Source organism: Paenibacillus psychroresistens, assembly GCF_009728935.1.
GTDB lineage: Bacteria > Bacillota > Bacilli > Paenibacillales > NBRC-103111 > Paenibacillus_AC > Paenibacillus_AC psychroresistens.
Genome location: NZ_CP034235.1, coordinates 2,210,368 through 2,236,803, shown reverse-complemented (window position 1 = coordinate 2,236,803; position 26,436 = coordinate 2,210,368). Strand labels below are relative to the sequence as shown.

Below are 26,436 nucleotides of genomic sequence, written 5' to 3'. Positions count from 1 at the left end.
TCATGTGTTTAAGATATGATCGGTTCACTTACTGTTTCGATGTGGTAAAGATTTGCCTGGATTCGAAACATATCTGCATAAACTCCATTTTGGCTCATCAGTTGATTATGGTTTCCCTGTTCAATAATACGCCCCTTCTCCATGACAAGAATAAGATCGGCGTGCTTGCAGCTTCCCAGGCGGTGGGATACCATTAAGGAAATTTTCCCTTCAGACAGCGTTGAGAACAGTCTGTACAGCTCGGCTTCTGCCTTGGGATCCATAGATGAAGTTGGCTCATCCAAAACAACAAGCTCAGCCTCCTTAAAAAGAGCCCGACTAAGCGCAACCTTTTGCCATTGTCCTAAGGATAGTTCCTTCCCGCCTTCAAAAAGTATTCCTAGCTGAGTCTCCAGGCTTTCTGCCTTTAGAGTTAACCATTCATTTATTCCTGTGCGGTGAGCAGCCTGTATTAAGGCTTCCGTATTGTTGATTTGCTCTAAATGGCCTAAGCCGATATTCTCTTTTAATGTTAGCTGGTACTGTACAAAATCTTGAAATACAGCTGTAACCCGTTTACGAAAATCCGTAGGCTCCAGACTCTCCAATGGTATGCCGTCATATAAGATCTGACCTTGACTGGGAGAATATAAACCTATTAAACATTTAATTAGGGTGCTTTTCCCTGCACCGTTCTCCCCTACTATAGCAATCTTCTGACCTGGATGAATGTGTAGAGAAATTTGATCAAGATCAGGCTCTACCGCACCTGGATATTGAAAGGTCAATTCCCGAACCTCTATTCCTTTTTGAAGAGATCCGGATAAAGTACTTGGCTTTTCAGGGGACCTCTCCTCCTCCATCCCAGCAAATGTAAACCACTCACTGACATAGAGAGCGTCTTGATAGAATCGGGATAGAGTAAAGACCATTCCAGACATTGCGTTTTGTGAGTTCCGCATAGCTTGAAAAATGGAAACAAAGGAACCTACCGTCATTCGTCCCTGAACACAAAGCCAGGTTAATAGAATGCAGGCCAAATATAAAGTAAGCTCAGCGCCGCCCTCGTGAACGGATCTGCTGAGCAAAGTTTTACGATGCAATCGCAGCTGTTCCGTCGCGTTTTTCCAAAAAAGCTTGGACCAGAGATCTCGCAAATAAATGGCTGTCCCAAAAACGCGAATCTCCTTGGCAGCTTCACGTCCACATAATAGTTGGAATATATACTTGGAGCGTCTAGCCGTCGGTGTTTGGGCGATCATTTGCCAGAATTGCCATTGTCCAATACGCATATGCAAAAGCATATTTGGAATTAGGATTAGTAATAAAGCGGCAGCAACTGCCCAGTGAAATGCTGCAAGAACGATAAGGACAGCCGTCAGTGTAAAAACGTGTTGGACCAGTGCAAACAAGGATTGGATGACATTCATTGTCCGAAGACTTACACCGTTTGAAACCCTTTGCAGTTGGTCGTAATAGGTCGGTTGATCAAAAACGCTTAGAGGCAGTTTTGCTGCTTTTTCGGCAATTTGCTTATCCATGTGAAAGGATGTTCGGGTTTGTAATTGCAAGGACATGTACTCACCTATAGACCTCATAACGGTCAAGGATGCAAACAAGAAGGACTGTAGAGTAACCCAAGCAAGCGCTGCAGGGAAGGAAGCGGTTTTATTCGGGGAAACCAATGCTTCGGATAGGACATCCACCATTTCCTTCGTAGTATAAATTTGCAGAGCCGGTATGATTGCCGCAACGACTTGCAGCATACCCGCGCCTAACAAGAGCATGCGATCATTGCCCCAAATTAACCGCAAGACAGCCCCCGCTGTTTTCCAAACCATTATTCGAGAAGATGAAGATACATTCACATAACTGCCCCCCTTTATGCTCATCTGAACTCCAAAAAGCCAGAAAAAAAACAGAGGACAACGCGAAGGATGCGATGCCCCTGTTTCACCTCATCTTTATGGACAAGTGCAATAAGAGTTGCCGTCACAAATCTCGATGTGACCATTCCGATCTCCGTACCAAACACATGGATAGGAATAGCAATTGCAAGAACTAGCTGTTTGGATCATTAGTTTTCACCTCCTTTCAATGGCGATCCTGAGAAATTATGCGGTACGAGCTGATTCTAGAAGCAACTGCAAATCATTCTCGGTCTGCACACCGCCTTGCGCCAACACTTTCCCGTCAGCCCCAAGAAAATAGGCAAAGGGGACAAGCTTAGTTCCGAACTCGGTCAATTGATCAAAGGAAATAGATGATACTACAAGCTCATTTAAATTGAATTCTTTAGCCTTAGCCAGAGTATCTTCCAGACTGCCAGCTATCAGGACTAACACCTTAAGCTGAGGCTGTTTATGCTGAAATGGCGTAAGCAGCGGATACAAGGAAGCGCAATATTTGCAGGTAGTTGAAGTAAAGGCTACTATCGTCCCTTCTGTACGGGGGCGAATTATGGGAAATTCTTGCCCGGACACCGTAGTTATTTGCAGCTTTGGAAACAGCATCCCCTTGGGAAAGCCATGGTTACTGTGAGCAAGCTCTCGACGAGTTGAACGCTGGTATACTTGAGTTATGGCTACCGCCAAAAGAAGTAGTACCAAATATTGCATTATTAGTGCCAATTGATTTATGCCCATGGGATTAACCTCACGATTTCTTGACCATCATTTTTTGAAAACGGATCATTGCAGACAAAAGGCCATAAACAGCTAGAATGGATAAGGTGAGAAAAATTGCCGAGGACCATTCCATTAAGCTTGCATGCTGAAGCCCGGTTAACCGTGTATATAAAAATAAATATGTATCAGCGCCGGCCAAAATTAAGATACGGTATACCGTTTTTCTTCCAAATTGTTCAGTTGCTAGATTACCGAAGCAATTACAATCGAGACTTTTACCTTTAGCCCGCCAAACAGCCCAAACAAAGCTAATCAAGAGAGCACTAATGCCCAGTTGTCCGAAGATTCGAATTTTATCAACAAGAATGATTCCAGCAACAATGAGTTCTACAGCGGGAACACCCCATGATCCAATCCTGGACATCCAAGGAGGGAGTCCAAGCTCTTCCAATGTTTTAGCAAACGCTTTTAATTTAGCCAGCTTCGGAAACGCGCTTACGATAAATATAATAGCCAGAAACACCTGTAAGAATGCCGCAAAGCTCATTAAAGCACCTCCTAATATTTGTTTTATTTATGATTAAATTATTATTTCTCTCTATCATTATTCTATAATTTATGGAAAATATATACTGCACTATTCAACTATAAATTAAACTATTCAACTATTTTTCTACCTTTTTTGGAATATAATAGGCACGATGCTGAAAACCTTACTCCCGAACAGTATCTTCTAGAAAAGCTGCAGGACTATCTGCCAATAAACCCATTCCAAGCACGCTGCCATTAATGACCGCTATGTACAACTTCTTTTGCCTTTTGCAAGGTTAGAAAAGGATGGTTTATTAAACCGTCACCTGATAAATCGTCTCCCGTTTTCGCAACATAAATATGCACAGCATCCGTTGATTCTTGATCTGCGTATGCATTAATCGGTATCCATCCAATCATGCCAGATATTACGAGTGAAAAGGTCAAGAGTAGGACTAGCTTTCTTTGCATTTGTCTGAATTGTTTAATGTTGTACATAGGACATCCCCCAAAAAGATTTGTAAGCACTTCCATTACTAGTGTCCGATTACATCAACGAGGTGAGGCTTCAGAAGGCAAAAAATTTATTGGTCTCACACCTGCTGAGTTCAGATCAAATTCGCGACGGGAACAGGATGAATAAGCAAAAGCCGCTCCTCAACCATCACTGGCAAAGAACGGCAGATTAACTATTTGTTTATTCTGAGAGTAATTTTAATTCTCCCAGCGTCCAATATCAGGAGCAGTTCCATTGTAAGGAAGTCCCACATTCACCCCATTATTGACTACCAAGCTGCTTGCTGAAGCCGATTGATAGTAGGTATCCCAACGGTTTCCTGTATTCTTAAAACCTGGAAGACCAAGGATATTCCCTGTACCTAATGTGGGTCCATTTACCATAACAAAGCTTGCTTTTTGCGGATTCGTATGGTATTTAAGATTGTTCATAAAAGTAACTCCGCTGCCATTCTCAACATCTGCTCCCTCAGTATTAATAAACACATTGTTTTTAATATCCACACCGCTTGCGGAATTAAGATTTAGTCCATTCCCCATATGATCGAAGACATTATTGTAAATCTTGATATTACTGGCAGCATCCGGGACAAATACAGCAGCGCTATTCCCAAAGCCAAAACCAGGCGTGCGATTAACATTAGCAAATATATTATTACGAATAATATAATTTTTCAGCTCATAGCTGCCTCCTCCGCGCCAAATAGCGATTCCAAAACCTTTATCTTGAATATAAGTGTCATAAATTTCAACACCGCTAAGCGCGGCTTCAATCGATTCTTTACCGCTTGAACCGTCCTGATCAACCATCCGCACATGGTGAACCTTCAGGTTATTCGTAGCCGTCCCAACTGGCTGATAAGCAGTCATTTGGGCATGATTGACGAATGACATCCACGTATTGCAGGTAATGTTATAAACTTCATTGCCATAATGGAGATTCCACAGCTCAATGGAAATTTTCTCGCCCCACTGTGCATCTGTTTCGTTAACATTAATTGTAGTATCGTGAATCTTCACGTTTCTGTAATGACCAACAAAAATGAACTTGATGCCATACCCCATCGTATCATTGATCGTAATATTGTAAATATCCGCTCCATCTAATCCAGCTATGTTTAAGTTACCTAAGGTTTCGCTGCCTTGCTGCGAGCCTGAGTTAGTAAAGGTACAATTGTAAATGGTAGTATTGTACATCCACTTGCCATCTGGAAGAGGAATATACCAGTACATATCGCTGCGACCAAATACAGCTCCTCGCATTTGCAGGTTGTTAAAGGTCACATGATGCATCGTAACGTTATTGCGATTTTCTACCCATACTCCAGCTTTAATCTGTTTATTATTACCGTCAATAGTAAAACCGCTTAGGGTCTGATTGCCGTTAGCCGAATTAACCATGGTCTCAGGAGCTCCATATCTAGGATTGGCACCGGAATATCCTGGAGAGGTAAGCTGAATCAAAGTGCCCTCATACCAAAGCTTCCAATCCGCTGAGCCCTGATCGACTCCAGGGGCAGGTATGGCACCATTTGAAGTAACTGTAGTTGTACTTTCTCCCGCACCTTGGATATTAACACCAAGAGGCAGAATAGTTGCGACAGTTTCATAATAGATTCCTGCCTTTAAATATATCGTATTGCCTAGTCCTGCTGGAACATGAGCGGCCGCATAAGCCAATGACTTCCATGGGTTTCCATTCGTTCCAGTGCCCGTGGAATCGTTGCCACTTGGCGAGATGTAGAAAGTTGAACCAGGTACTGGCGTTGGTGTTGGTGCAGGTGTTGGTGTAGCTGTTGGCACGGGAGTAGGCGTTGGTGCCGCACCTGTTGTAAATGAAATTCCTGAATTAGTGGCTAATTTTGAACCACTCGCATTTATTGCAGTTACTTTCCAGTAATACAGAGTATTAGCAGATAATGCTGTATTAGGAGAATAACTATTAGTAGTTAATCCGCTTAAATTAATTGCTGGACTGGTAAAAGAGCTGTTTGTTGATACAACCAACGTATAACTAGCAGCATTAGATGAGCTTCCCCATGTGAAGCTTGGCGTTACATTCACTCCTGTGGATCCGTTGACCGGTGCTGTTTGGTTGAAGGCCCCAGGTATAGGCACAGGATCTGCCTGAATGGAGAGATAATCTAGATTCGCTACATTGTTTGCAGATTGGTTGCTTTTAAAAGAAATCGTATTCACACCACTGTTTAGGTTGATGCTCTCTACATCATCCGCCCATGAGTTCCAGCTTCCGGTACCCCCAAGATTTAATGTTCGGATTGTGATGCTGTTGACGATTAAGTCCAGCGAAGATACCGTTCCATATCCAGCAGAATAGTGTAGCGTGATATTTCGGCTTCCAGCTGTACCGACATTGACAGTAAAATCGGTTCTTGCATTGGCATTATAAATATAGCCTTCGACAAATCCAGTTCCCGAATAACCAGAGTTTCCGTTGTTGAACACAGCTCCACCTGACAAAGCCGCATTCTCAGCTTCGTATTTGGTTGTGCCCACTGGAGGGGCTGTTGGTGTCGGTGTTGGAGTAGTCGTATTAATAGTGTATAGCGCTGTTGCAACAGCCGAATTGGTCATGCCTGGTTTAATGGCTATAGCCTTTAAAGTTTTGGTAGATGCTACACTTATTGCTGAAGTATAAGCTGTAGAAGCTGTTGTTGGTGTGGTTCCATCTACAGTGTAACGGATAGTAGCACCTGATGTAGTTGTGCTGATCGTCACGGATTGTGCTGAAGCATAAGTACCTGCCGCTGGATTAAACACAGGTGTCACTACTATAGTTGGTACTGGAGTAGGTGAAGGTGTCGCCGATGGAGTTGGTGTAGCTGTTGGCGTTGGTGTTGGTGTTCCAGTGCCGTCATCAATGGATAAGTCCATATAATCTATATTAGCGGACGATGCTATGTCAGTTTCACTTTTGATTCTTATGTTTTGATAACCAGCTGGGATAGTGAAAGTAACTGTTATAGTGCTCCAAGTACTCCAGGATGCGGTTACCGGAAGTACCAATCCCTGAATTTTATTACTGCCAACAAATAATGATAAATTCGTCACTGTTCCTCCTGTCGCATTGGCATACCGGATATCTAGCTTTGCTGCAATTGACGAGCTTACTGACTTATCGAAACCGATCTGTGACCATTGACTCGTAAAACCAGTTACATAACCTGATCCAGAATAACCGGTGTTGGTAGATGCTACAGTGACGTTTGCTAAGTTACTTGTTTCCGCCTGATATCTTGTGGACGCTCCAAAAGCAGCACTTGCTTGTTGGATACCAACACTTCCTAAAACCAGACTTAATAACAGAACAAAAACCATCCAACCTGAAAAAAACCTCAATCTAACCATGTTATTATTATCCAAAATAATTTGCCTCCTTGTTATTCTAAAATCGATACAAGAATAAATGGTAGTCTTGAGTAAAAATTGTTCACCATAACCTTATAAAAAGCTTATATTATTACACCTCCACTTCTCATTAAATTCCCTTAATCACCATTTATTCTTATACATTTTTAGTATAAAATTCATTTTTTTGAATATCTATCTCTCCCAGCAACGAAAAATAAGAATATTCAACGAAATAAAAAAAAGGTGAACTCTTAAAAGAATTCACGCCAATTATCTACAACAAAAGATAATTATCCCGTGGTCCTCTATTGTAATCTCAACTAGATTAACAAACCTTTATTCGGGTTTAATTGCTGTATGATCAAACGTAAAACCGAATAAAATGTCCGGTGTTGCCAATGCTTTATACTCATCAAATGGCGGTCCTAGCCAAATTAGCAATAACAGAAGCATGATTATTCTTAATTTCTCGGAAACATGGCTGCATAAAATCATTTCCAGCCAGTTATCCAGCTTATCTACTAACATCTTTATTATGGATGACAAAAGCCAGTTGATCTCTGCTACATGGAAATATGCCATGATGAAAGATCTCTCCAAACAAAACTTTGTGAAAACTATTAATATTCATCCAAGTTCATCTAATTACTTCTTAGAAAATATTGATGGTATTAAATCATTGGTCATTTACACGGAGCCGGATGCATTTGGCTGGCGCTATATAAAAATAACCCCTTACAATACCATTGTCAGGGGGATCAACAATTTGAAGGTGAAAACCTTCTACATTGCGGGTGGGATTCTTTTATTAGGAATAATCACCTCATTGATAGTAAGCAGGCGATTATATATGCCTTTCCTATCCATCTCATCCAAGCTAACGACTCTAGAGTCCGAAAAACCCAATAATAAGGAGATACTAAAGCGCGAAATGCTGATGAATTTTGTGCAAAACAGTAAAACTATCCGCTCTGAGGCACTTCAGGAGCTATTTAATCAGTTTGGTGTGACCATTAGCTTGCAAGGCAGCTATGTGCTGTTAATTCTCAAAATTGATAATTACGCCGAGTTTCCAAACGCTTTAATTTTAAGCAACGAAACTTGATGCGATTCTCCAACATGAACATTACTTCTGAAATCTGTTCCCAGCACTATAATACGGAAGCTTTTTATATGGAGAATGATCAAATTGTAGTCTTGCTTAATATGAGCACTTCTTTTGCTGACTTAAACGATTCCTCACTCAAAAGAATATTGCCAGAGGTTCAAAATGCGTTAAATACCTATTTAAAGCTTTCTATCTCGATCATGGTCAGCTCGGAAAGCATGAATTAAGAAACAGTCAACAACATGTTTAAAGAAGCCCTTGATTTAACCAGCTATAGACTTGTTAATGGCCACGGATGCATTCTCTATGCGAACGTTATCCATGAACTAAACACTAAAATCTACATGTGAGGCCAATCAAATTTACCTTTCCATGGTAGATGAAGTATCTACTTATTCATTTAACTCGATAAATATGTGTTTATCGCTTTTATCCTATACCATTCAAAATGCAGTCCAAACCATCCAAAGAAACAATGATCCTGATAATGAAATTCTCTTGAGCTTTTCAGTTAATTTGAACAAAGTAGAGATAGTAAATAGATAAAGTCTATGAAATTATTAATAGTGATTATGTAACCCCCCCATTATCCTTAGACTCAATTGCTGGGAGGTTGGAGCTCTCCCCAAAATACCTTGCAAGACTCTTTAAACAATATACACTTAAGTCCATATTGGATTGCGTTACCAATGCCCGTATAACTAAAGCCAAGGAATTGCTGCTCCAATCTGAGCTCTCCATTGCTGAAATTTCGGAGCAAGTTGGCTTAACGGAGTTACACCAACTAATTATCGGAAGAATTCATAAATAAGAGCAAACCCAATGACGAGTCTGCTCGGTTTATTAATGACTTTAATTTCCTAAGGAACTTAAAATAACGCTCCCCCATTTGGCATAATTTTTCCCATCCGCATGCAATCTACGACTGTTTGTTAGAATGACAGCCGTAAGATTGATTGTGGGATCTAAAAAAAACATGCAGCCGCTAAACCCATTATGTCCAACTGTCGCTGGAGAAGCTAAATCACTAAAGCACCGAAACACATCCACATTCGTTGTGTCCTGCATATCCGTTTTCGTCTTAATCCAGAAAGCTGGCGTTCGACCAAATCTATTACCGGTCGATTCTTGAAACATGAGTCTAACAGCTGGTATAGAAAATAATCTTTTACCAGACCATGTTCCTCCTTGCAGCAACATATTACCAAAGCGCAGTAAATCCTCTGCTGTGGAATATAATCCACTGTCACCCGTTATGTCCAATTCAGACAAATTAGTCTCAGGCAACATGGTCTCTTGATGTAATGGTAACACATAATCCTCGGATTCTGCCATCTGACTGTCGAATGTCGTTCGCAGCATCCCTAAAGGCTCGAACAAGTTCCGCCTAGCATAAGATTCTATGGATTCACCCGTAACCCTCTCCAGAATGTCTGTCAAGATAGAATAGCCATGAGAAAAATATTCGTTTACTTCGCCCGGTCTATTTTTAAGTTCTCCAATGTCATATAGTCGGGAATAGTATGCTTTCCTTTCCCCTATTTTTGGCCAGTCAAATTGGGTATTGCCATCGAAACCGGAAATATGAGTCATCATCTGTAGTATTGTTATATTGGGAAATTTAAACCCCGGTATATATCGATCTATTGAATCATGTAATGCGATCCTTCCTTTTTCCACAAGCATAATCAGCAATGATGCCGTAATGGGTTTTGTGATGGATCCGATATTGAACCGAGTTTTCTTCGTCACCTCCTTGCGCGAACCAGGAAATGCATAACCTGCTGCATAATCGAATACTTTTATGCTATTTCTCGATACACTCACCGAGCAACAGGACAAAACCTCTTGTTCCCTAAGCTTCTCTATATGTTGTATTACATGATTGGACAATGTTCATTTCCCCCTAACTATTCCTTAACTGCACCAAGCACCATTCCTTTAACAAAATACCTTTGTAAGAAGGGATATACGAGCAAAATTGGAATGGAGGCTATAAAAATTTGCGCAGCCTGAACGGAACGCTGAGTTAGCTTCGCCGCATCATTAACGTTTGTAATTAAATCCTTTAGGTTATGACTGACTACAACTGTCTGCAAATATGTGGCTAAGGGGTAATTTTCAGGACGTGTCATATATATTAGGCCATCAAACCATGAATTCCAATGTCCCACCAAGGTGAATAGAGATAACGTTGCCAAAGCAGGCATTGAAATCGGCAGATAAATTTTCCATAAAGTTTGAAGCTGATTGGCTCCATCTATTAAAGCTGCTTCCTCTAGCTCCTTAGGTACATTACGAAAGAAATTCATTAACAGAATCATATTCCATACACTTACAGCACCCGGGAGAATAAGCGCCCACATGGTATTGTTCAGGTGCAGCTTGGAAACCAAAATATAAGAAGGCACAAGACCTCCGCTAAAAAGCATTGTAAAAACAAAATACCAGGCAAAGGTCGCTCTTGCTTTAAGCACCCCCGATTCCTTGGAAAGGGGATAGGCAGCTAGAATGACAACGATCATACTTAAAAGTGTACCAAAGATCACTCTTTTAACCGAAATCCAAAGTGACGAAATAAACAGGTGATTGGCTATCGTCTTATCATAGGCGTCCAGGTTGAAGCCAATCGGCCAGAAGTTTACCAGGTTACCGCTTACTGCAGCTTTATCACTGAATGAGACTGCCAGGATATGTATCATGGGCAATATGCAAAGTAAGCTTATGAAACCAACAAAAACAGTATTAAAGATCGTAAAGACGCGATATGGGGCTGTTTTATAATACACAGGTTTCTCTCCTTTTTAGAAAATCTTGTAGTTGCCATATTTATAAGCCATTCGGTATGAAAAGACGATTAACAGGGTGGATATAACCGATTTAAAAAATCCAAATGCGGCACCAAAACTTAACTGACCGCTCTGTATACCCATTCTATAAACGTAGGTATCGATAATATCGCCTTTACTGTATACAAGCGAGCTATAGAGATTGAAGATTTGGTCAAATCCAGCATTGAGAATACTGCCTAAGGATAATGTGCCAAGCACAATCATAATCGGTATTAATGAAGGTATCGTAACATGTACGGTTTGTTGGAACCGACTTGCTCCATCTGATTCAGCGGCTTCATAGAGAGAAGGATTAATCCCTGCTAAAGCGGCTAGATAGACAATGGTAGAGAAACCAAATTCTTTCCATACGTCACTGATAATCACAGTCGCTCTGAACCAGTTCCCGTTACCAAGAAAGAAGATCGGTTCTATACCAATGACCCCAAGAAAACGGTTTAATATCCCTCCTGAAGGTGACAATACATCCACTAGAATACCACCAAGAACAACCCAAGATAGAAAATGCGGTAGGTAAACAAGTGTTTGCACAGATCTCTTAAATGACTGAACACGCACTTCATTGAGTAATAGAGCAAAGAAAAAAGGGACAAAAAGACCTGCAATAATTTTAAATGCAGCAATAAAAACCGTGTTCCATATAACTTGCACTGCATCAGGGAATTCAAATATGGTGCGAAATTGCTCCAAACCAACCCATGGCGATTTTGTAAAACCAAGCCAAGGCTGATAATCCTGGAAGGCCATAACCAACCCACCTATAGGCAAGTACGAAAAAACAAAAGTTAAGATCACTGCAGGCAGCAGCATAAGATATAACCAGCCGTTGTTACTTCTAGATGACATAAATATTCTCTCCTTCTTTCTAAATCCATTAATATCTGGTGTATACTATTATTATATTTCCTTCCACCTGGAGGATATAGAAAAGGATTTGGTTATTCATAACGTTTTGTTCACTACTTTTCAGGAGGAGCAAGAAAATGCCCCAGGTTAAATCAAATGTATTCACGAAACTCCTCTTACTTTTATTTTTCATTCTATTACCGATCGTAATCTTATACTTATATTCCAATAGGACAAGCGTTAACCTAATCAAATCACAAGTACAAGAGTTGAACTTGAATCGGCTGACTTTTTTCACCAACCAGATCGAAGATGAAACCAATCAACTAAGTGTGCTTGCCGGTGTGATTAGCCGTGATTATTCAGTTCAATCTCTACAATCCAGAGATGATTTTTCATCCTATGCAGAGATATCATCCGTTAACGCAGTCGAGCAAAAGCTAAGACTTCAGCAGCTGTCCAGCAAATGGAGCAACCAATTAGTCGTTTATTATCCCCATGCCAATAGAATCGTGCCTGATTCGCTTTCTTCCATTAACAAATTTGATGTCAAGACGATAGTCAACCCAAGCAACCCATCATGGATATATGAAGAGGCAAAATCGGGGGCTATTGGGAAACCACGTTTCTCACATTTTGTTGTTGATCCTTATTTAGCAGACAGCACAAACGTCCAACAGATTACAAAAACTTATTTCTCAATTGCCATACTCGAGGACATGCTGTTTGAATTCAATAAAAACAAGCAAGGTGAAACTTTCCTCTATCAGGAAATGCACCCCGCTATTACTGGGACATCGGATCCTCAACATGATAGACAAGGTTTTATTGATTATTTAAAAGAGAATTTGAAAGGTCCCGTACAAAATAAACTTGTAGTTGTAAACAATCAGGAGTACTTGCTGAATGCCCTTATATTAAAAGGGATCAATTGGTATGCGATCGATGTTGTACCGATTAATGCTATTCTTTCCCCGATAACAAAAAACCGCAACTTATTCTATATATCCATCGCCATTCTAATTCTAATGGGTGTCGCGGCGTCCTTATGGCTCTATCGCTATATTCAAATCCCTATGGGCAAGCTGCTAGTAGGTGTCCGCCGAGTCAGACAGGGAGATTATTCGATACGTCTTGAACATCAGGATAATAATGAATTCGGCTATCTACTAACTAACTTCAACCAGATGGCAACTGAAATACAAACGCTAATCGAGCAGGTTTACGCAGAGCAAATTCACTCTAGAGAAGCTAAATTTAAGCAGCTTCAATCGCAAATCAACCCTCATTTTCTGTATAACTGCCTCTTCTACATTATGAACATGGCTACTTTAGGAGATGAAGAAGCTGTAGTCGCCATGTCTTTAAACCTGGGAGAGTATTTTCGTTATACCACGCGGATAGACAAGCAATCAGCCACTGTAAGGGAAGAAATCCAATTAATTAAAAACTATTTAAATATTCAGCAACTAAGAATAAAGCGATTATCTTACGAAATTGAGATTCCTGAAGAGATGCTTGATTTGGAAATTCCGCGACTAGCCTTACAGCCTATTGTGGAAAATGCAGTCATCCACGGAATTGATTCTCGTCCTGAACAAGGGTATATTCATGTGAAAGGAATTTCTACAAATAATGAATTCATGATTATTATTGAAGACAATGGACGCGGAATGTCAGTAAATGAGCTTGAGAAATTAAAAGGGACATTATTGCAGGAGCATCAAGAAGAAATGGGATATGGGGTGTGGAACGTTCACCAGCGCTTCGCACTTCAGTTTGGGGAATCTGCTGGATTAGATATTCATCTATCGAAAGACGGAGGCATGCAGTTTATTGTGCGATGGAATCTTAAAAAGAGATTATAAAAGGAGATTATCAATATGGTTCAAGTTTTGTTAGTAGATGATGAAACGTCCGTTGTAGATGCATTATCCATACGTATTCCTTGGGAAGAACTTGGTGTTAGTGCTGTTCATAGAGCCTATTCAGGTTTAGAAGCTTTTGAAATTTTCAAGCTGGGACAAATTGATATCGTCATTACCGATATTCGCATGCCCGGCATGAGTGGACTTGAATTAATTAAAAAGATCACCGCTGTCAAATTTCGTACAAAGTGTATTCTCCTAACTGGTTATGCTGAATTTGACTATGCTCAAGAAGCCATGCGTTCCCAAGTTTTCGATTACTTACTTAAACCTGTTAGTAATGATGAGCTTATTAGTACTGTGAAACGGCTTATTGCACAGTTGAAAGCAGAATGGGACGATATTAGCTCCTATCAAAGAGCATCCAATACGCTACGTGAGCATTTACCTCTACTGCGTAATAATTTACTCCAGGATCTCCTTCAAGGACGTAAAATGGAATCGCTCGCGTTTGCTGAAAAACTCGAGATGCTCAAACTCCCTTTTACCGCTGAAAGTCGCATCTGTATGTTGCTTATTCGAATGGAAGGACACTTTCTGAATTATAATAAACAAAGCATGAGCTTATTCGAGTATGCTGTCTTTAACATTACTGAAGAAATCATGAGTGCTGATTATGATATGTGGTATGGCAAAGATAGCCATGAATATTTAGTTGTCCTGTTAAAGGGAAAATCGATGAATCCAACAGAACAATCAATGAGCGATAATGAACTCCTAGAGCTCAGAGCAGAAGAATTGCAGCATAATGTTGAATTGTATTTAACCGGGAATATTACTATCCTCTTAAGCAATTGGACGGGCTTGTCTGAGAACCTATCTGATGTCTATGAAATCATGCTGTATGAAATGCGCAAAATGATCAAAGGTAATTCCGGGATCTTCAAAACGGTCGATATCTCCTCGCAGAAGGTGCGCATTCAATCTTTGCAGTGTCTTTATGAACCTCCCATGCTTAACCAACTGCTTGAAGCAGGACGTTGGGAAGAAGCAGCAATAAAAGTAGATCAAATTATGAACGAGCTTGCGAACAAATGGAATGATTCACTTGAGCATATAAATGAAGTCTACTACTCTCTACTGTCCTCTTTTAATTATATTGCTCATAAAAGCGGTAAACAGCTTATCCATATCGTTGGTTTGAAGCAACTAGAGTTAGAAGCCTATCAAAGGCGCTCGCTTGAACATTTTCGCAATTGGGCAAAGGATGTCTTGGGACTTATTAGAGAAGATCTCGATCAAGATAACAGGAATACTAATACCATAATCATTAATCGAGTACAGCAGTTTGTGGAGCATAGACTAGCTGAAGACGTATCCCTGCAAGCTATTGCAGATGAGGTTTACTTAAATCCGGGGTACCTATCTAAGCTCTATAAATTAGAAACCGGTGAAAATATAAGCGACTATATTTATCGGCTGCGGATGGACAAATCTGCTTATTATCTAACGAATACTCATTATAAAATCCAAGAAATATGCGAACTAATTGGTTACCAGAACACTTCTTATTACATCAAAATGTTTAAAAAACATTTTAATGTAACCCCGCAGGAGTATAGGATTCAATCCGTTACTATATAAAGAGAAAAGCCACCAGATCCAAAGGGACCAAGTGGCTTTTTCATTATTTAGTTGATGTTTTATACCAATCGTTAACTTCTGCCACGATGTCTTTATACCCTGCATTATTATAGTCTTCTAGGAATTTATCATAGTCATCTACTGGTGCTGCTCCATAAATGATTTTAGTTAAAGTCTCTTTTCTCATTTTGTCCAGCATCGATTGTTTGGACATCATCGTCTTGGTCGTTGGAATACCAATAATAGGAGGTAACTGGTATCCTTTATCGATTCCATCTAGTAATATTTTAGCTCCTTCAAGACTCTTCGCGTCCTCACCACCAAATTGTTTGGTTTCCATCGGAGTTACTGGTTTTTCACCCGCTGTAAATTTGCGCATCATATCAACCCATGCATCCGGGTAAACGAAATCTTTAGGTACACTAATGCGGACTGCATCCATATAATTGGGCACTTTGCTTTTATCATTGGTCGGTTTGCCATCAACAGTTGCCCAATCATAACCTTCAGCAAGACCAAATTCATATTTAGTACCTACATCTGGCTCTAAATAGTTTTTATAAAACCAATTCATGTATTTAATTACAGCTTCGGGATGCTCCATATCTTTCTTTATTAATACATTCATCCCATTTGTTGGACTTTCTTGGGCTACTTTATAGGTCCCATCTGTACCGGATGGATAAGGGTACGCTTTGAACTCTGAACCGGGTACATTTTTGATTAAGTCTGGAAAAGGCCAAACAGACAACCAGTAAGCACCAAATGTAATACCAGCCTTTCCACTGTTAAACAGCTCGATAGCCTTGTTATTATCATAAATACCGCTGTCTTTAGGGAAGTAGCCTTTCTTCATCCACTCCTGCAGCTTGCCTAAACCATTCTTTGCAGCTGGGGACAATAGTGGTTGGTAAGCTTGGCCGTCCTTATCTTTAGTCCAGAAATTATCGGTTGGTATAACTCCATCTGCAGCGAATACAAAATCCGGACTGCCCATCCAAGTTGCATTAACACCCATATCTTTAAGAGCTAAGGCTAATCCATAGGTATCCTTCTTATTATTTCCGTCTGGATCTAGATTTGTGAAAGCATCCATCACTGTTTCTAGTTCAGCAATTGTTGTTGGGGCTTTTAAATTTAATTTAGTCAGCCAATCTTGACGTATCCACATCACATTTCCGCGACCAACCATATTGAAGCTCGGCAGTGCATACTTCTTTCCATCCACTGTTACACCATTCCATAGCTCACTATGATTTTCGTACCCTTTTTTCCAATTATCTATTGCATATTTTTCAAACAGTGGACCTACTTCCTGATACTTACCTGATTTTACCAATTGACTCAATAGAAGTGGATCAGATATAGCCAGCATATCTGGCAATTCTTGATTGGCTGATAGCGCCAAACGAATCTTTTCAATTAATTCAGGCATGTTTGAAGCAGTCCACAAGTACTTCATCTTAATATTCAGATCTTGCTCAATTGATTTATCGATGACATTGTTATCGATGCTTTCGCCTTCTTTAAACTTCACATCGCCTTCGAGTACTTTGGTTGTCGTTAGAGTGACGGTATTCTCATATTTCTGTAGAGGTCCATCCATAACTACAGGAGGACTAACGGAAGTTGCCGTGTTTCCAGGGGTTTCTTTACTCGTCCCTTCATCCTTGCTGCTGGAGCATGCGCTTACAAATGCAAGTAAAACAATTAATAAAATTTGAATCATTTTTCTGTTAAGTTTACTCATCTTTCTGCCTCCCTATATTATAAAACTTTTTTTTGATACAAATTAATCATAATGAAATACGCTACGTACGGATATAGAACAATTTCGAGATTAATAGAATTCTATTGTTCATTCATTATCCATGTTGATGGCGGATAGGACTTATCTTAATTACAGAATCATCAAGATTAGTCCTGCCGCCATCTCAAAAGCTATTGCCTAATCAATTGATACTAATATTCTCTGCGAATGACTGTGTATTTAATGAACCTATTCCTATTTTACCTGAAGTTAACGTGGAGTCTGTTACATTTTGGAATAGTGTGGTCACTGTCGTGCCTCGTGTCCCTTTAATGGTCATAGATCCATTATTGTAAGTGATTTCTATGCTTGGCCAATCCCAATTCTTGATGGTATAGGCTCCTGAGTAAGTCCCGAGCGTAGACTCCACCCCTCCGAAAACCTTCTTTAATTCAACTGTATTCACTGTTCCGCCGCCAAACTGGACAAAATAAGTATTATTAGTATTGGTATAGTTAAAGTAAATTCTCGTCTTTCCATTATTATCTCCTGCATCGGTCTGAAGTGCAGCCTTATAGGTATATGCACCAGAGTAAGTGGCATTATCATAGATACCGCTCGCTAAACCGCTCCAATTCGTCAGCTGCAGCCTTGAGAATGTGACCGAAGCGTTGCTGAGTGTCCAATTCTGCGCTAGTCCATCATCAAAGTTTTCAGCATAAGGCGTAACTGCAGGGCTAGCCGCATTCTCATTAATAACAACTTCAACATCCTCTGCAAAAGATTGGGTACCTGATACGCCAACTCCAATTTTCCCAGAAGTTAAGGAGGTATCTTGAACAAGATTAAAAAGTGTAGTTGTTGTGCCAGCACGAATACCCTTGACCGTGATGTATCCACCTTTTTCATATTTAATTTCGAGCTTAGGCCAAGAGTTGTTTTTAATCTCATAAGCTCCATACGATGCTAAAGTTGTTTCTATCCCGCCAACTACCTTTTTCAGTTCAACAGAATTGCTTGTTCCTCCTCCTAACTGTACGTAATACGTATTGCTAGTATCGAGATAATTGAAGTAAACCCTCGTTTTCCCATTATTATCACTAGCATCGGTTTGCAGCTTCACACGATAGACATAATTGTTTCCTGTGTTAGGTGCAGAGAAAACGCGGTTGCTATAAATCCCCGATGTCGTCCCTCCCCAGTTGGTCATTTTCAGCTTCTGATATTCCACGAGTGTACCCGTTCCTAAACTCCAATTCTGAGCAACTCCATCATCAAAATTCTCAGAGTAACCATCATAAGTCGTCATAGATATAGGAGTCGTAAAAGCAGATGCATTCAGTCCCGTATCCCTTGCTCTTATCTTAAGTAAATAAGTTGTGTTTATAGTTAAATTGTTAAGAGTCAAGGAAGTTTTGCCATAAGTAGATCCTAAGAGTTGACTTCCATTAAATATATCGTATTCCATTACGCGAACATTATCCGTACTAGCTGTCCATGACAATGAAATTGAATTAGTTGTTTTACTAGTCAGCTGAAAATTAGTTGGCACACTCGGTGCTGTGTTATCCATCGCGCTAAATGCAGCATCGGCAAGTACAGCTCTCGGCGTACCTCCCCCGCCAACATTGGTGGAGCTGTTGTTGTCGATTACATATAAGTTTGTAATTAGTTTATTAAAATCATCATAGTATACCTTTGAATTGCCCGTTGCAGAAGAACCTTGATTAAAAGAATATCCGTTCACTTCTTCGAACTCATTCATAGCCTCAACTGATAAACTGAAAGCGTAGGCATCCCAACCCGTATCATCAGCAATGTAAGCCCCGTAGTCTTGAAGTGCATGGAACAGCTTTTTACCTGCTACTGTTTGTAAACCTAGAGATGATTCCGTAGCACTTGGAGAAATTGCCATTAAAGCACCCATTTCAATCTTCGGATTCGTACCGTGATAGTTACTTGGTGCACCTGCATCTGATCGATCTGCTGGCCATCGATAGCCTTTGGTAGTATCCGAGTTGTTATAATATAGATAATTCCCCCAAACATTTAATTTGAGTGCATGCTTAATTGGGGCCGTTCCTGTGAGTTCACCATGTCTAATGGAGCCACCTATAGCAGATAGTCCTGAGCCCCAATGGGTTCCTCCTATTCCCTCCCCTTGAATATCCAAATCTGTCGACCAACGATACCCAAAAACATTGCCTCCAGCGGTACAACGAGTTAGCGGTTCTAACTGAATAAGAGTATGTCCATCTGGTTTTAGAAAAGCTGCAACGTTATTTGGTGTACTGTATGGATTTGTTGTCGCATCCGCAACGATAAAATCATCAGGAATATTGATTGTACCTTGTAGATTGGATGTATCGCTGCATCTGCTAGTCCAATTGGGAACTCCATATATATTTCGGATTGGATCCGTTGAGTAAGTCTTCACATGATATTCTGGATCCGCATGAACATAGCTGCCTACTGGGAAATGCCCAAAGGATTGGTAGGAAGCATTAGAACCAATCGGCATATTCCATATGCTGTTCTGTGAGAATGGAGAAGTCCAAGGATCTCTCGCTGCATGAGCAGCACCACTACCTGATAGAATAAAAACACAAACAACTGCAGATCCAATTACAGCAAGCTTTGATAATTGTGTGACCTTCATTATTTTCATCCCTTCCTTAATCCATTTTAGCATCGCGCTTACACCTCTTAAAAAAATCTAACCTCCTATTGATTTCTTGTAAGTGCTTACATAAATTATAAAACAACTGTTTTTTCCGAGATATAATACTTTCTTCATTTTTATAGTCCATTTATGTTTTAATACAATAAAAAAACGCGCAGCATGAAGCCGTACGTTTCTTAGCATCGTCTAACATCCACATAGCAATATTGCGCGCCGAATTGATTTACATCGTGTCCCCAAACAGAAAGAATGGTTCTCAGTTATCAAAGCGGAAAACATAAGTTGTTTGCGGATCTGCTCTGAGGAATCCTTTAATACTTTTTTTACAGGACCTACATGAAAAGACGTCCTATCCTTCGATAGAGACGTCTTCATGGCTGCTTTAAATGAATTGGGATTATTACTTAGTTGCAGTTGATGAATCAAGCGCCTTCTGCATGATCTCCAAGTAACCTTTCAAGTTTAAAGCTTCAAGTCCTTTAATATAGGAATCCCAATCCTTCTCTAGGCTTTTCCCGCCTGTTACAAATTGAAGCGCATTCTGATCGATGTAATCCTTAATATTCGTTTGCATCATGCTCGCTTGGTCAGATGCAGCAGGGTCAATCCAAATAGCCCAATGTGGAAATACTTCTTCTGGCTGTTGCCCGTCATATAGACTGGTTGCTTCTTGAAGTCTGCGCTCATAACCCGTTGATCCATAAATATCGGTCGCTTGAACCCATCCATTACGAAAATCCTTGCTGTGATTGTATTGCGCTAAAGCACCCCATGAGCTATTGTGCGGTTTTTCCCCATCTTTTAAAGCAATTGTAGCAAAAATCGGCGTTGCACTTTTCTCAATCGCTACATCTCCGGCTTTTGGTTTTGTCCAATCTATATTCTCTTCCCCATAATTACCTAAAAGCTGTCCTTCTTGAGTGAAAACATAGTCCAGCATTTTAATTGCAGCTATTTGCTGTTCTTCATTAGCTTTGTTGGTTAAGACAAATGTTGCTCCTGGATCGACTGGATAGACATAAGTCGAATACGCTGCATGTGGTCCAGTCAACGGTGGAATAGGATTATAATCATTGCCGAATTTGTTACCTGGCGCTGTATTAACAAAAATGGCAGGATGCATGCCAACACCAGCACCAAGAAGCTGTGCATCTGCATTGTCGCCAATTTTCTTAAAAGCTTCTGCATTTTGGCTGAATGCACCCGGGTCAATCAAGCCTTCATCAAACAATGACTTGATGTACGTTAAGCCTTCTTTCCATTCATTCTTATTGGCTGCAATATCCACCTTGCCGCCATTAAGGGTCAGATACGTTCTGTCATCGTCATAAATAAATCCGTTCATCAGATACGGGATGACATGTACACCGTAGATTTCTGTGGAACCGCTCAATGGAACTTCATCCTTCTTGCCGTTGCCATTTGGATCTTGTGTTTTAAATGCTTCCAACACTTTTTTAAAGTCCTCGGTCGTTTTAGGCACTTCAAGATTCAGCTGTTTCAGCCATTTAGTGTTCAACCACATTTTATTGGGATATGAACAATGGAAGCATTCATTTAATTGGTTGAGGCCATATATCTTGCCGTCAGGCGCAGTATTCATTGCTTTATAGTACTCATTTGATTCTATGACTTTTTGGATATTCGGCGCATATTTAGCGATCAAATCGTTGAATGGGACAAGTACACCCTGGTTGCCGAAACGAATCAAATCCGTTTGGGAGAACTTATCAACCCATGGAATAAGCATATACAAGGCTGGGTAATCTCCGCTAGCTAGCGAAATCTGCCTTTTTTCAGCTGCTCCATCAAAAGGTACTGTCGTCCAATCAAAATGGACATTGGTTTTTTCCTCGACGACTTTAGTAAACAAATTTGTCTTCAAATCCTGATCCGTGCCTTGCTGTGCAAAAACACTTATATTTACCACTTTAGCGGATTCGCTACCATTTGTAGCTGCAGCCGTATTCTCTGTATTGTCCGCATCTTTTTTAGTACTGGAGCAACCTGATACAATAATACCAAATACTAAAACTGCTGCAGTCAGAGTCATTAAATAATTTTTCAATAGCAACCTCTCCCTTTTCATCCATAATTTTTAGTGAATATTATGACATTTCCACAGCTGATCTTACATATAGATCCCCCCTTTTATAGCGGTAACTATTAGCCTTTAACTGATCCAATCATCATCCCTTGCACAAAATAACGTTGAACGAAAGGATAGATGATAAGTACAGGTAAGCTTGCCACCACAATAAGTGAATATTTCATAAGATTAACCATCTGTTGTCTTTCGACTATTTTCCCTGCATCCACACTACCGGTGCCATTGTTGAGAATTAGAATGCTCCTCAGGATCAGCTGGAGCGGGTATAATCCCTGCGATTTTAAATAAATCAAAGAATCAAAGTATGCGTTCCATTGTCCAACGGCATACATTAAAGCTAATACTGCGATAATTGGCTTGGAAAGCGGGAGAATGATACTGAATATAAATCGAAAGTCGCTGCATCCATCCATCTCACTCGCTTCAGATAACTCATCCGGAATTGATGATTGAAAAAAAGTCCGCGCGATAATAACCTGCCAGACCCAGATTGCATTCGGAAGCAGAAGTGCCCAACGAGTGTCGATCAACCCTAATGTCTTTACTACAAGATAAGTTGGGATCAGCCCACCTGAGAAAAGCATTGTAAATGTAATGAAAATCATTAAACCTTTTCTGCCGAAAAATGTTTTTTTGGATAAAGGGTAAGCGATCATGATGGTTAACGTGACGCTAATCAGTGTTCCTATGCTAGTATAGAATAACGAATTTCCATATCCGCTGATGACTTGCGAATTTCGTAACACGGTAGAATATCCTTTCAGGGATATATCAACTGGCCACAGCCATACTCGCCCAGATGAAACGGCAGCCGCGCTGCTAAATGATGAACTCACGATATAAATTAGCGGATATAAGACAACTAGCAAGATAAGGGTTAAAAATACATAAACCAGCACAAGGAATATTCGATCTCCGAACGATTCCTGAATAGTTTGTTTCTGCTTCATTCGGATTTCCTCCTTAAGATGTCTTCTACCATAAACTGTTATTGGAAAATCGTTTTGCCAATGTGTTAACCATAAGCAGAAGAATGAGATTAATCATGGAATTGAATAATCCTACAGCGCTTGCAAAGCTATAATTTGCATTAAGCAACCCGATTTTATAAACGTAAGTTGAAATGATTTCTGATGTTGCCAGATTTAACGGGTTTTGCAGCAAATAAATTTTCTCAAAACCTATCGCCATGATACTCCCTACACTAAGAATCAGAATTATTATGGCTGCAGGCATCAGACCAGGAAGATCAACATTTAATATTTTTTGAATACGGGAGGCTCCATCCACTTTTGCCGCTTCATATAAAGAAGGATCCACACCTGAGAGAGCCGCCAAATAGATAACAGCTGAGTATCCGGCTGTTTGCCAAATGTCTGAAAACACATAAATCGAGCGAAACATGCTTGAAACTCCTAGAAAATTAATTGAATCGATTCCCAACGAGTTCATAATTGTATTGATAATCCCTAGACGTGGGGAAAGGAACAGTATGATGACGGAGACCATGACGACGGTCGATATAAAATAGGGTGCATAGGTTACCATTTGAACGGTACGTTTAAAGCGTCTGCTTTTGATTTCATTAAGTGCAATTGCCAGCAGAATGGGAATAGGAAAGCCAATGGCTAACTGAAACAAAGAAATAAGAAGGGTATTCTTAATCAAAGTGGAAAAAGCCGGATTCTCGAAAAACAATTTAAAATATCGGGTACCGACCCAGGGGCTGCCCCATATCCCCTTAATCACGTTGTAGTCCTTAAATGCAAGTACTGCATTGAACATCGGAATATATTTAAAAACAAGAAAGAAAATTACTGGTGGGATTATAAGCAAATATAGCTGCCAATGTCGTTTAAAGCTCTTCCTCGCAATTGCTCGCAGATTAGATGATTTTCCACTCCTTCTCTTAACTTCGTGTTTCGTTTCAATAATCGTATCCAAAGTAACCACCCCTGCCATTTCTACTTCATAGCGATTTGTTCGCGCTTACAATTTCTGATTATAGGATTACTCCTGCATGGAGTATAGGTACATTTCAAATTAAAGGTGCTTTTCTCTTGTTTTTAACTAGGTACAATTATCCTTAAAAGTGCCTTTTTCCATCTACAAAAAGATATGACCGTAAAACGGACATATCTTTTCTGTGGAATTGTGGTATTTCCTGGTTTCATACTGTTTTACTCATCAGATTGCCTGTAAGTACTTGGCAGTATACCTAAAATACGTTTAAAAGCTCTTCTAAAGGAATGGGAGCTATGATAGCCAACACTCAAAGCAATTTCATCGATCGTCAACCTCTTTTCTGTTAACAATTCCGATGCTTTAGAAATTCTTAATTTTTCTAAATAATCCGATAAGTTATCTCCTGTTTGTTCTTTATAGAATTGCGAAATATATTTCTCCTGTTTGCCTACCTGCTCAGCTATTCGAAAAAGCGACAATTCAGGATCCATATACATTTCTTCGATATATCGCTTAATTTTATCTATAGTTTCGTTATATTGCTCATGCTTTCGCTTCACAATCAAGTTGCACAGCTTCTCGATTGCCTTCTCCATATCGATTTTGAACTGTTCAATTCCATCCGTCGGTAGAATTTGAACGATTTCACTTTTTATTACCCAGGTTAACTCAGAATCTTGAAAGGTTTTTTGATCGAGAAGCTTCAGCATTGTCCCCTTTAGCTCCCCTATGAGCTGATTTTTCATGTCTAACGAGAGTTCCCTTACTTCAAAATTCAAATGAAAAATGTTCGTTATAATTCGTTTAACCTCTTCGAAATCACCGACTTTAATAGTATTCTGTAAACGCTGCTCCAATTCGATAGGATAATAGTACATAACGGTTTCCTTGGTAATATTCTGATACCAAATCGTCCCGTCCTTATTTGTAAAAATCGCATACTCTATAGCTTGCTTAGCTTCATCGAACGAGCGGCTAATATCAAAAAGAGATTGATACATAGAGCCCATAGCTACTGTTATAGACATCCGATAATCTCTATCAGCTATAAATGTAAGCCGCTCCAATATTTGCTCAACCTTTCTTTGCCATAAATCATCCAACTCACTTGAGGAAGTAAACAGAATGACGATCTGATCAGAACCCAGATTAGTCATCATCTGACTGTTATCGATTTCCTCCAGCATTTTTTTCACAACCAGACGGGCTACGCTTAATTCATTGAGGATTTCCTTACTATCAATCCCCCCATATCCATTTATTTGCACAATGCCGACATTTCCAAAATCCCCTATTAAACCAACCTTGGTCTGAGCAGCGATTGCCATTATTTCTTGAGTAGATTGGAATTCACTAGCGATAAGCCGTTTAACGAATGCATCTCTTAGAAGCGGGATTTGCCGTTTCAAATCATTCTCCAATTGTTTTAACGGAGCACTATTCCGATAAGCAAGCAAGAAGCCAATTAATAATCCAACCAATAATTCAACAGCAGTTAAGCTCCAAGTAATATGCTTAATTGTATTGGCCTTTTTCATCAGGGTTTGTTTAGGTATGCCCGCTGTATATAGCCAACCATTCTTTTCAGAGCGTATAGAGATTATTATAGTATTATTGCGTTGTTCACTAGATTCGGAGCCTTTTTCTAATTGGCTGAGGGAAAGAGCCTTAAACTGCGTATCGTCAATGCCTGTTTGGAGCAATGTATTTCCCTTGCTATCCGTAATGTGAGCCCACCCATTATACTGATCCGAAATGCTTCCCAGAAAGCTGCTTATTTTCTTCTCATCTATTACGATCACTACGGTAGCCTGTGGATTATTAAAGCTATCCAATGGCAGTGATTGGATAAAGGTAATAACAGAGGTTTGTTCCGTTCTTCTCGTGAATGGGCTAAGCTGATAAATTTCACTATGATGACTTTGATGCAGAAATGTTTTTTCCCATTCATTAAAGCTAAGATTATTATAATGATAAAGCTCGTAGTAATGCTCCAATCGATAAAATGCAGAGCCTTGTGCGAGGATAACATTGTAATTATTTAGATAAATATAGAAATTCTCCAAAAAGTCATTTGTCTGGCTATAGGAGATCATATCTCTTGCGTTTTTCCACAAACCATAAACGTTATAAAGATTTCCTTGCATTCTTTCATTAATAAGTTTGATCATATCCTGATTTATGGACAGCTGCCTGGTAAAGCCTTCTACCTCAGCCATTCGACGCTCTAATACTTCTTTACTTTGCTTTAACAGCATTAAGCTGGCTTCAATTGAACTAGCCTTGGCAGCATCAATCGAAACCCGATAAGAAATATAACCTGTGATATTAGGAATGATTAGAATAATGATGTATGAAATTAGAAATCTTCTCGATATTTTAGAAAAAATGGACATATTTTTTGTCCCCCTATTAACTCATAGTATTTTGATAGCGTTTTCAATTATTCAGAGGTTTGGAATTCATATTTCTATGCCAAAAAGGCCTTTAAGAAACCTTAGCGGAGAATATGTATGTCGAGTGGAATCCAAACGAAATACATACTCGTACATAATGGTTACTCAATAGCCTTACTTTCTTAAAGC

20 protein-coding genes are annotated in these 26,436 nt (G+C 39.8%); 5 read left to right on the top strand and 15 right to left on the bottom strand.

Annotated features, from left to right (window positions below):
• Nucleotides 1-8 precede the first annotated feature (8 nt).
• The 6 genes from EHS13_RS09980 to EHS13_RS09955 form a co-directional block, all read right to left on the bottom strand.
• Complete coding sequence (locus EHS13_RS09980) at nucleotides 9-1,847, bottom strand: ABC transporter ATP-binding protein (protein ID WP_162463043.1); 1,839 nt, start codon at nucleotides 1,845-1,847, stop codon at nucleotides 9-11.
• Between the two features lie 246 nt (nucleotides 1,848-2,093).
• Nucleotides 2,094-2,624, bottom strand: a complete 531-nt coding sequence (locus EHS13_RS09975) for a TlpA family protein disulfide reductase (protein ID WP_155700195.1) — start codon at nucleotides 2,622-2,624, stop codon at nucleotides 2,094-2,096.
• 10 nt (nucleotides 2,625-2,634) lie between these two features.
• The gene (locus EHS13_RS09970) at nucleotides 2,635-3,153 is read right to left on the bottom strand and encodes a MauE/DoxX family redox-associated membrane protein (RefSeq protein WP_155700194.1); all 519 of its coding nucleotides are present in this window, start codon (nucleotides 3,151-3,153) and stop codon (nucleotides 2,635-2,637) included.
• Between the two features lie 239 nt (nucleotides 3,154-3,392).
• Nucleotides 3,393-3,635, bottom strand: a complete 243-nt coding sequence (locus EHS13_RS09965; RefSeq protein ID WP_155700193.1) for a hypothetical protein — start codon at nucleotides 3,633-3,635, stop codon at nucleotides 3,393-3,395.
• Between the two features lie 216 nt (nucleotides 3,636-3,851).
• A complete protein-coding gene (locus tag EHS13_RS37160) occupies nucleotides 3,852-7,037 on the bottom strand; it encodes a chitobiase/beta-hexosaminidase C-terminal domain-containing protein (protein WP_155700192.1) in 3,186 nt (1,061 codons plus the stop codon).
• A gap of 324 nt (nucleotides 7,038-7,361) precedes the next feature.
• Nucleotides 7,362-7,553, bottom strand: coding sequence for a hypothetical protein (locus tag EHS13_RS09955; protein WP_227013876.1), 192 nt, complete (start codon nucleotides 7,551-7,553; stop codon nucleotides 7,362-7,364).
• Nucleotides 7,554-7,560: 7 nt separating this feature from the next.
• Between EHS13_RS09955 and EHS13_RS09950 the strand changes: the two genes are divergently transcribed.
• The 3 genes from EHS13_RS09950 to EHS13_RS37510 all read left to right on the top strand — a co-directional run bounded on the left by EHS13_RS09950 (nucleotide 7,561) and on the right by EHS13_RS37510 (nucleotide 8,944).
• A complete protein-coding gene (locus EHS13_RS09950; protein ID WP_227013875.1) occupies nucleotides 7,561-8,130 on the top strand; it encodes a hypothetical protein in 570 nt (189 codons plus the stop codon).
• Nucleotides 8,131-8,144: 14 nt separating this feature from the next.
• Entirely contained in the window at nucleotides 8,145-8,360 is a 216-nt protein-coding gene (locus EHS13_RS09945) for a hypothetical protein (RefSeq protein WP_227013874.1), read from the top strand.
• Between the two features lie 386 nt (nucleotides 8,361-8,746).
• Nucleotides 8,747-8,944, top strand: a complete 198-nt coding sequence (locus EHS13_RS37510) for a helix-turn-helix domain-containing protein (RefSeq protein WP_162463042.1) — start codon at nucleotides 8,747-8,749, stop codon at nucleotides 8,942-8,944.
• A gap of 41 nt (nucleotides 8,945-8,985) precedes the next feature.
• Here EHS13_RS37510 and EHS13_RS09935 read toward each other — a convergent pair whose 3' ends face one another.
• The 3 genes from EHS13_RS09935 to EHS13_RS09925 are packed head-to-tail and all read right to left on the bottom strand — an operon-like array spanning nucleotide 8,986 to nucleotide 11,831.
• Entirely contained in the window at nucleotides 8,986-10,026 is a 1,041-nt protein-coding gene (locus EHS13_RS09935; protein WP_155700188.1) for a serine hydrolase domain-containing protein, read from the bottom strand.
• Between the two features lie 17 nt (nucleotides 10,027-10,043).
• On the bottom strand, nucleotides 10,044-10,922 hold the full coding sequence (locus tag EHS13_RS09930; protein ID WP_155700187.1) for a carbohydrate ABC transporter permease: 879 nt from the start codon (nucleotides 10,920-10,922) through the stop codon (nucleotides 10,044-10,046).
• A gap of 15 nt (nucleotides 10,923-10,937) precedes the next feature.
• Entirely contained in the window at nucleotides 10,938-11,831 is an 894-nt protein-coding gene (locus EHS13_RS09925; RefSeq protein ID WP_155700186.1) for an ABC transporter permease, read from the bottom strand.
• Nucleotides 11,832-11,968: 137 nt separating this feature from the next.
• On the opposite strand from EHS13_RS09925, the gene EHS13_RS09920 reads away from it, so the two are divergent.
• Together EHS13_RS09920 and EHS13_RS09915 are read left to right on the top strand one after the other, a co-directional pair.
• Nucleotides 11,969-13,699: a sensor histidine kinase gene (locus EHS13_RS09920; RefSeq protein ID WP_155700185.1), complete on the top strand. Its 1,731-nt coding sequence runs from the start codon at nucleotides 11,969-11,971 to the stop codon at nucleotides 13,697-13,699.
• Nucleotides 13,700-13,714: 15 nt separating this feature from the next.
• Nucleotides 13,715-15,343, top strand: a complete 1,629-nt coding sequence (locus EHS13_RS09915; protein ID WP_155700184.1) for a response regulator transcription factor — start codon at nucleotides 13,715-13,717, stop codon at nucleotides 15,341-15,343.
• Between the two features lie 43 nt (nucleotides 15,344-15,386).
• Here EHS13_RS09915 and EHS13_RS09910 read toward each other — a convergent pair whose 3' ends face one another.
• From EHS13_RS09910 to EHS13_RS09885, 6 genes are all read right to left on the bottom strand, one after another.
• Entirely contained in the window at nucleotides 15,387-17,093 is a 1,707-nt protein-coding gene (locus EHS13_RS09910) for a type 2 periplasmic-binding domain-containing protein (RefSeq protein ID WP_155700183.1), read from the bottom strand.
• A 202-nt stretch (nucleotides 17,094-17,295) separates the two neighbouring features.
• A complete protein-coding gene (locus EHS13_RS09905; RefSeq protein ID WP_155700182.1) occupies nucleotides 17,296-19,785 on the bottom strand; it encodes a fibronectin type III domain-containing protein in 2,490 nt (829 codons plus the stop codon).
• A gap of 391 nt (nucleotides 19,786-20,176) precedes the next feature.
• The gene (locus EHS13_RS09900; RefSeq protein WP_405083554.1) at nucleotides 20,177-21,844 is read right to left on the bottom strand and encodes a type 2 periplasmic-binding domain-containing protein; all 1,668 of its coding nucleotides are present in this window, start codon (nucleotides 21,842-21,844) and stop codon (nucleotides 20,177-20,179) included.
• 98 nt (nucleotides 21,845-21,942) lie between these two features.
• Entirely contained in the window at nucleotides 21,943-22,836 is an 894-nt protein-coding gene (locus tag EHS13_RS09895) for a carbohydrate ABC transporter permease (protein WP_155700181.1), read from the bottom strand.
• Nucleotides 22,837-22,861: 25 nt separating this feature from the next.
• Entirely contained in the window at nucleotides 22,862-23,716 is an 855-nt protein-coding gene (locus EHS13_RS09890; RefSeq protein ID WP_155705288.1) for an ABC transporter permease, read from the bottom strand.
• 350 nt (nucleotides 23,717-24,066) lie between these two features.
• Nucleotides 24,067-26,247: a helix-turn-helix domain-containing protein gene (locus tag EHS13_RS09885; protein WP_155700180.1), complete on the bottom strand. Its 2,181-nt coding sequence runs from the start codon at nucleotides 26,245-26,247 to the stop codon at nucleotides 24,067-24,069.
• Nucleotides 26,248-26,436: the final 189 nt, after the last annotated feature.

What these genes read in the sequence shown, in the direction of transcription:
- EHS13_RS09905 (WP_155700182.1), bottom strand. Translation starts at nt 19,785, where the DNA reads ATGCTAAAATGGATTAAGGAAGGGATGAAAATAATGAAGGTCACACAA.
- EHS13_RS09895 (WP_155700181.1), bottom strand. Translation starts at nt 22,836, where the DNA reads ATGAAGCAGAAACAAACTATTCAGGAATCGTTCGGAGATCGAATATTC.
- EHS13_RS09915 (WP_155700184.1), top strand. Translation starts at nt 13,715, where the DNA reads ATGGTTCAAGTTTTGTTAGTAGATGATGAAACGTCCGTTGTAGATGCA.
- EHS13_RS09920 (WP_155700185.1), top strand. Translation starts at nt 11,969, where the DNA reads ATGCCCCAGGTTAAATCAAATGTATTCACGAAACTCCTCTTACTTTTA.
- EHS13_RS09955 (WP_227013876.1), bottom strand. Translation starts at nt 7,553, where the DNA reads ATGTTAGTAGATAAGCTGGATAACTGGCTGGAAATGATTTTATGCAGC.
- EHS13_RS09925 (WP_155700186.1), bottom strand. Translation starts at nt 11,831, where the DNA reads ATGTCATCTAGAAGTAACAACGGCTGGTTATATCTTATGCTGCTGCCT.
- EHS13_RS09945 (WP_227013874.1), top strand. Translation starts at nt 8,145, where the DNA reads ATGAACATTACTTCTGAAATCTGTTCCCAGCACTATAATACGGAAGCT.
- EHS13_RS09885 (WP_155700180.1), bottom strand. Translation starts at nt 26,247, where the DNA reads ATGTCCATTTTTTCTAAAATATCGAGAAGATTTCTAATTTCATACATC.
- EHS13_RS09910 (WP_155700183.1), bottom strand. Translation starts at nt 17,093, where the DNA reads ATGAGTAAACTTAACAGAAAAATGATTCAAATTTTATTAATTGTTTTA.
- EHS13_RS09950 (WP_227013875.1), top strand. Translation starts at nt 7,561, where the DNA reads ATGGATGACAAAAGCCAGTTGATCTCTGCTACATGGAAATATGCCATG.
- EHS13_RS09965 (WP_155700193.1), bottom strand. Translation starts at nt 3,635, where the DNA reads ATGTACAACATTAAACAATTCAGACAAATGCAAAGAAAGCTAGTCCTA.
- EHS13_RS09970 (WP_155700194.1), bottom strand. Translation starts at nt 3,153, where the DNA reads ATGAGCTTTGCGGCATTCTTACAGGTGTTTCTGGCTATTATATTTATC.
- EHS13_RS09975 (WP_155700195.1), bottom strand. Translation starts at nt 2,624, where the DNA reads ATGGGCATAAATCAATTGGCACTAATAATGCAATATTTGGTACTACTT.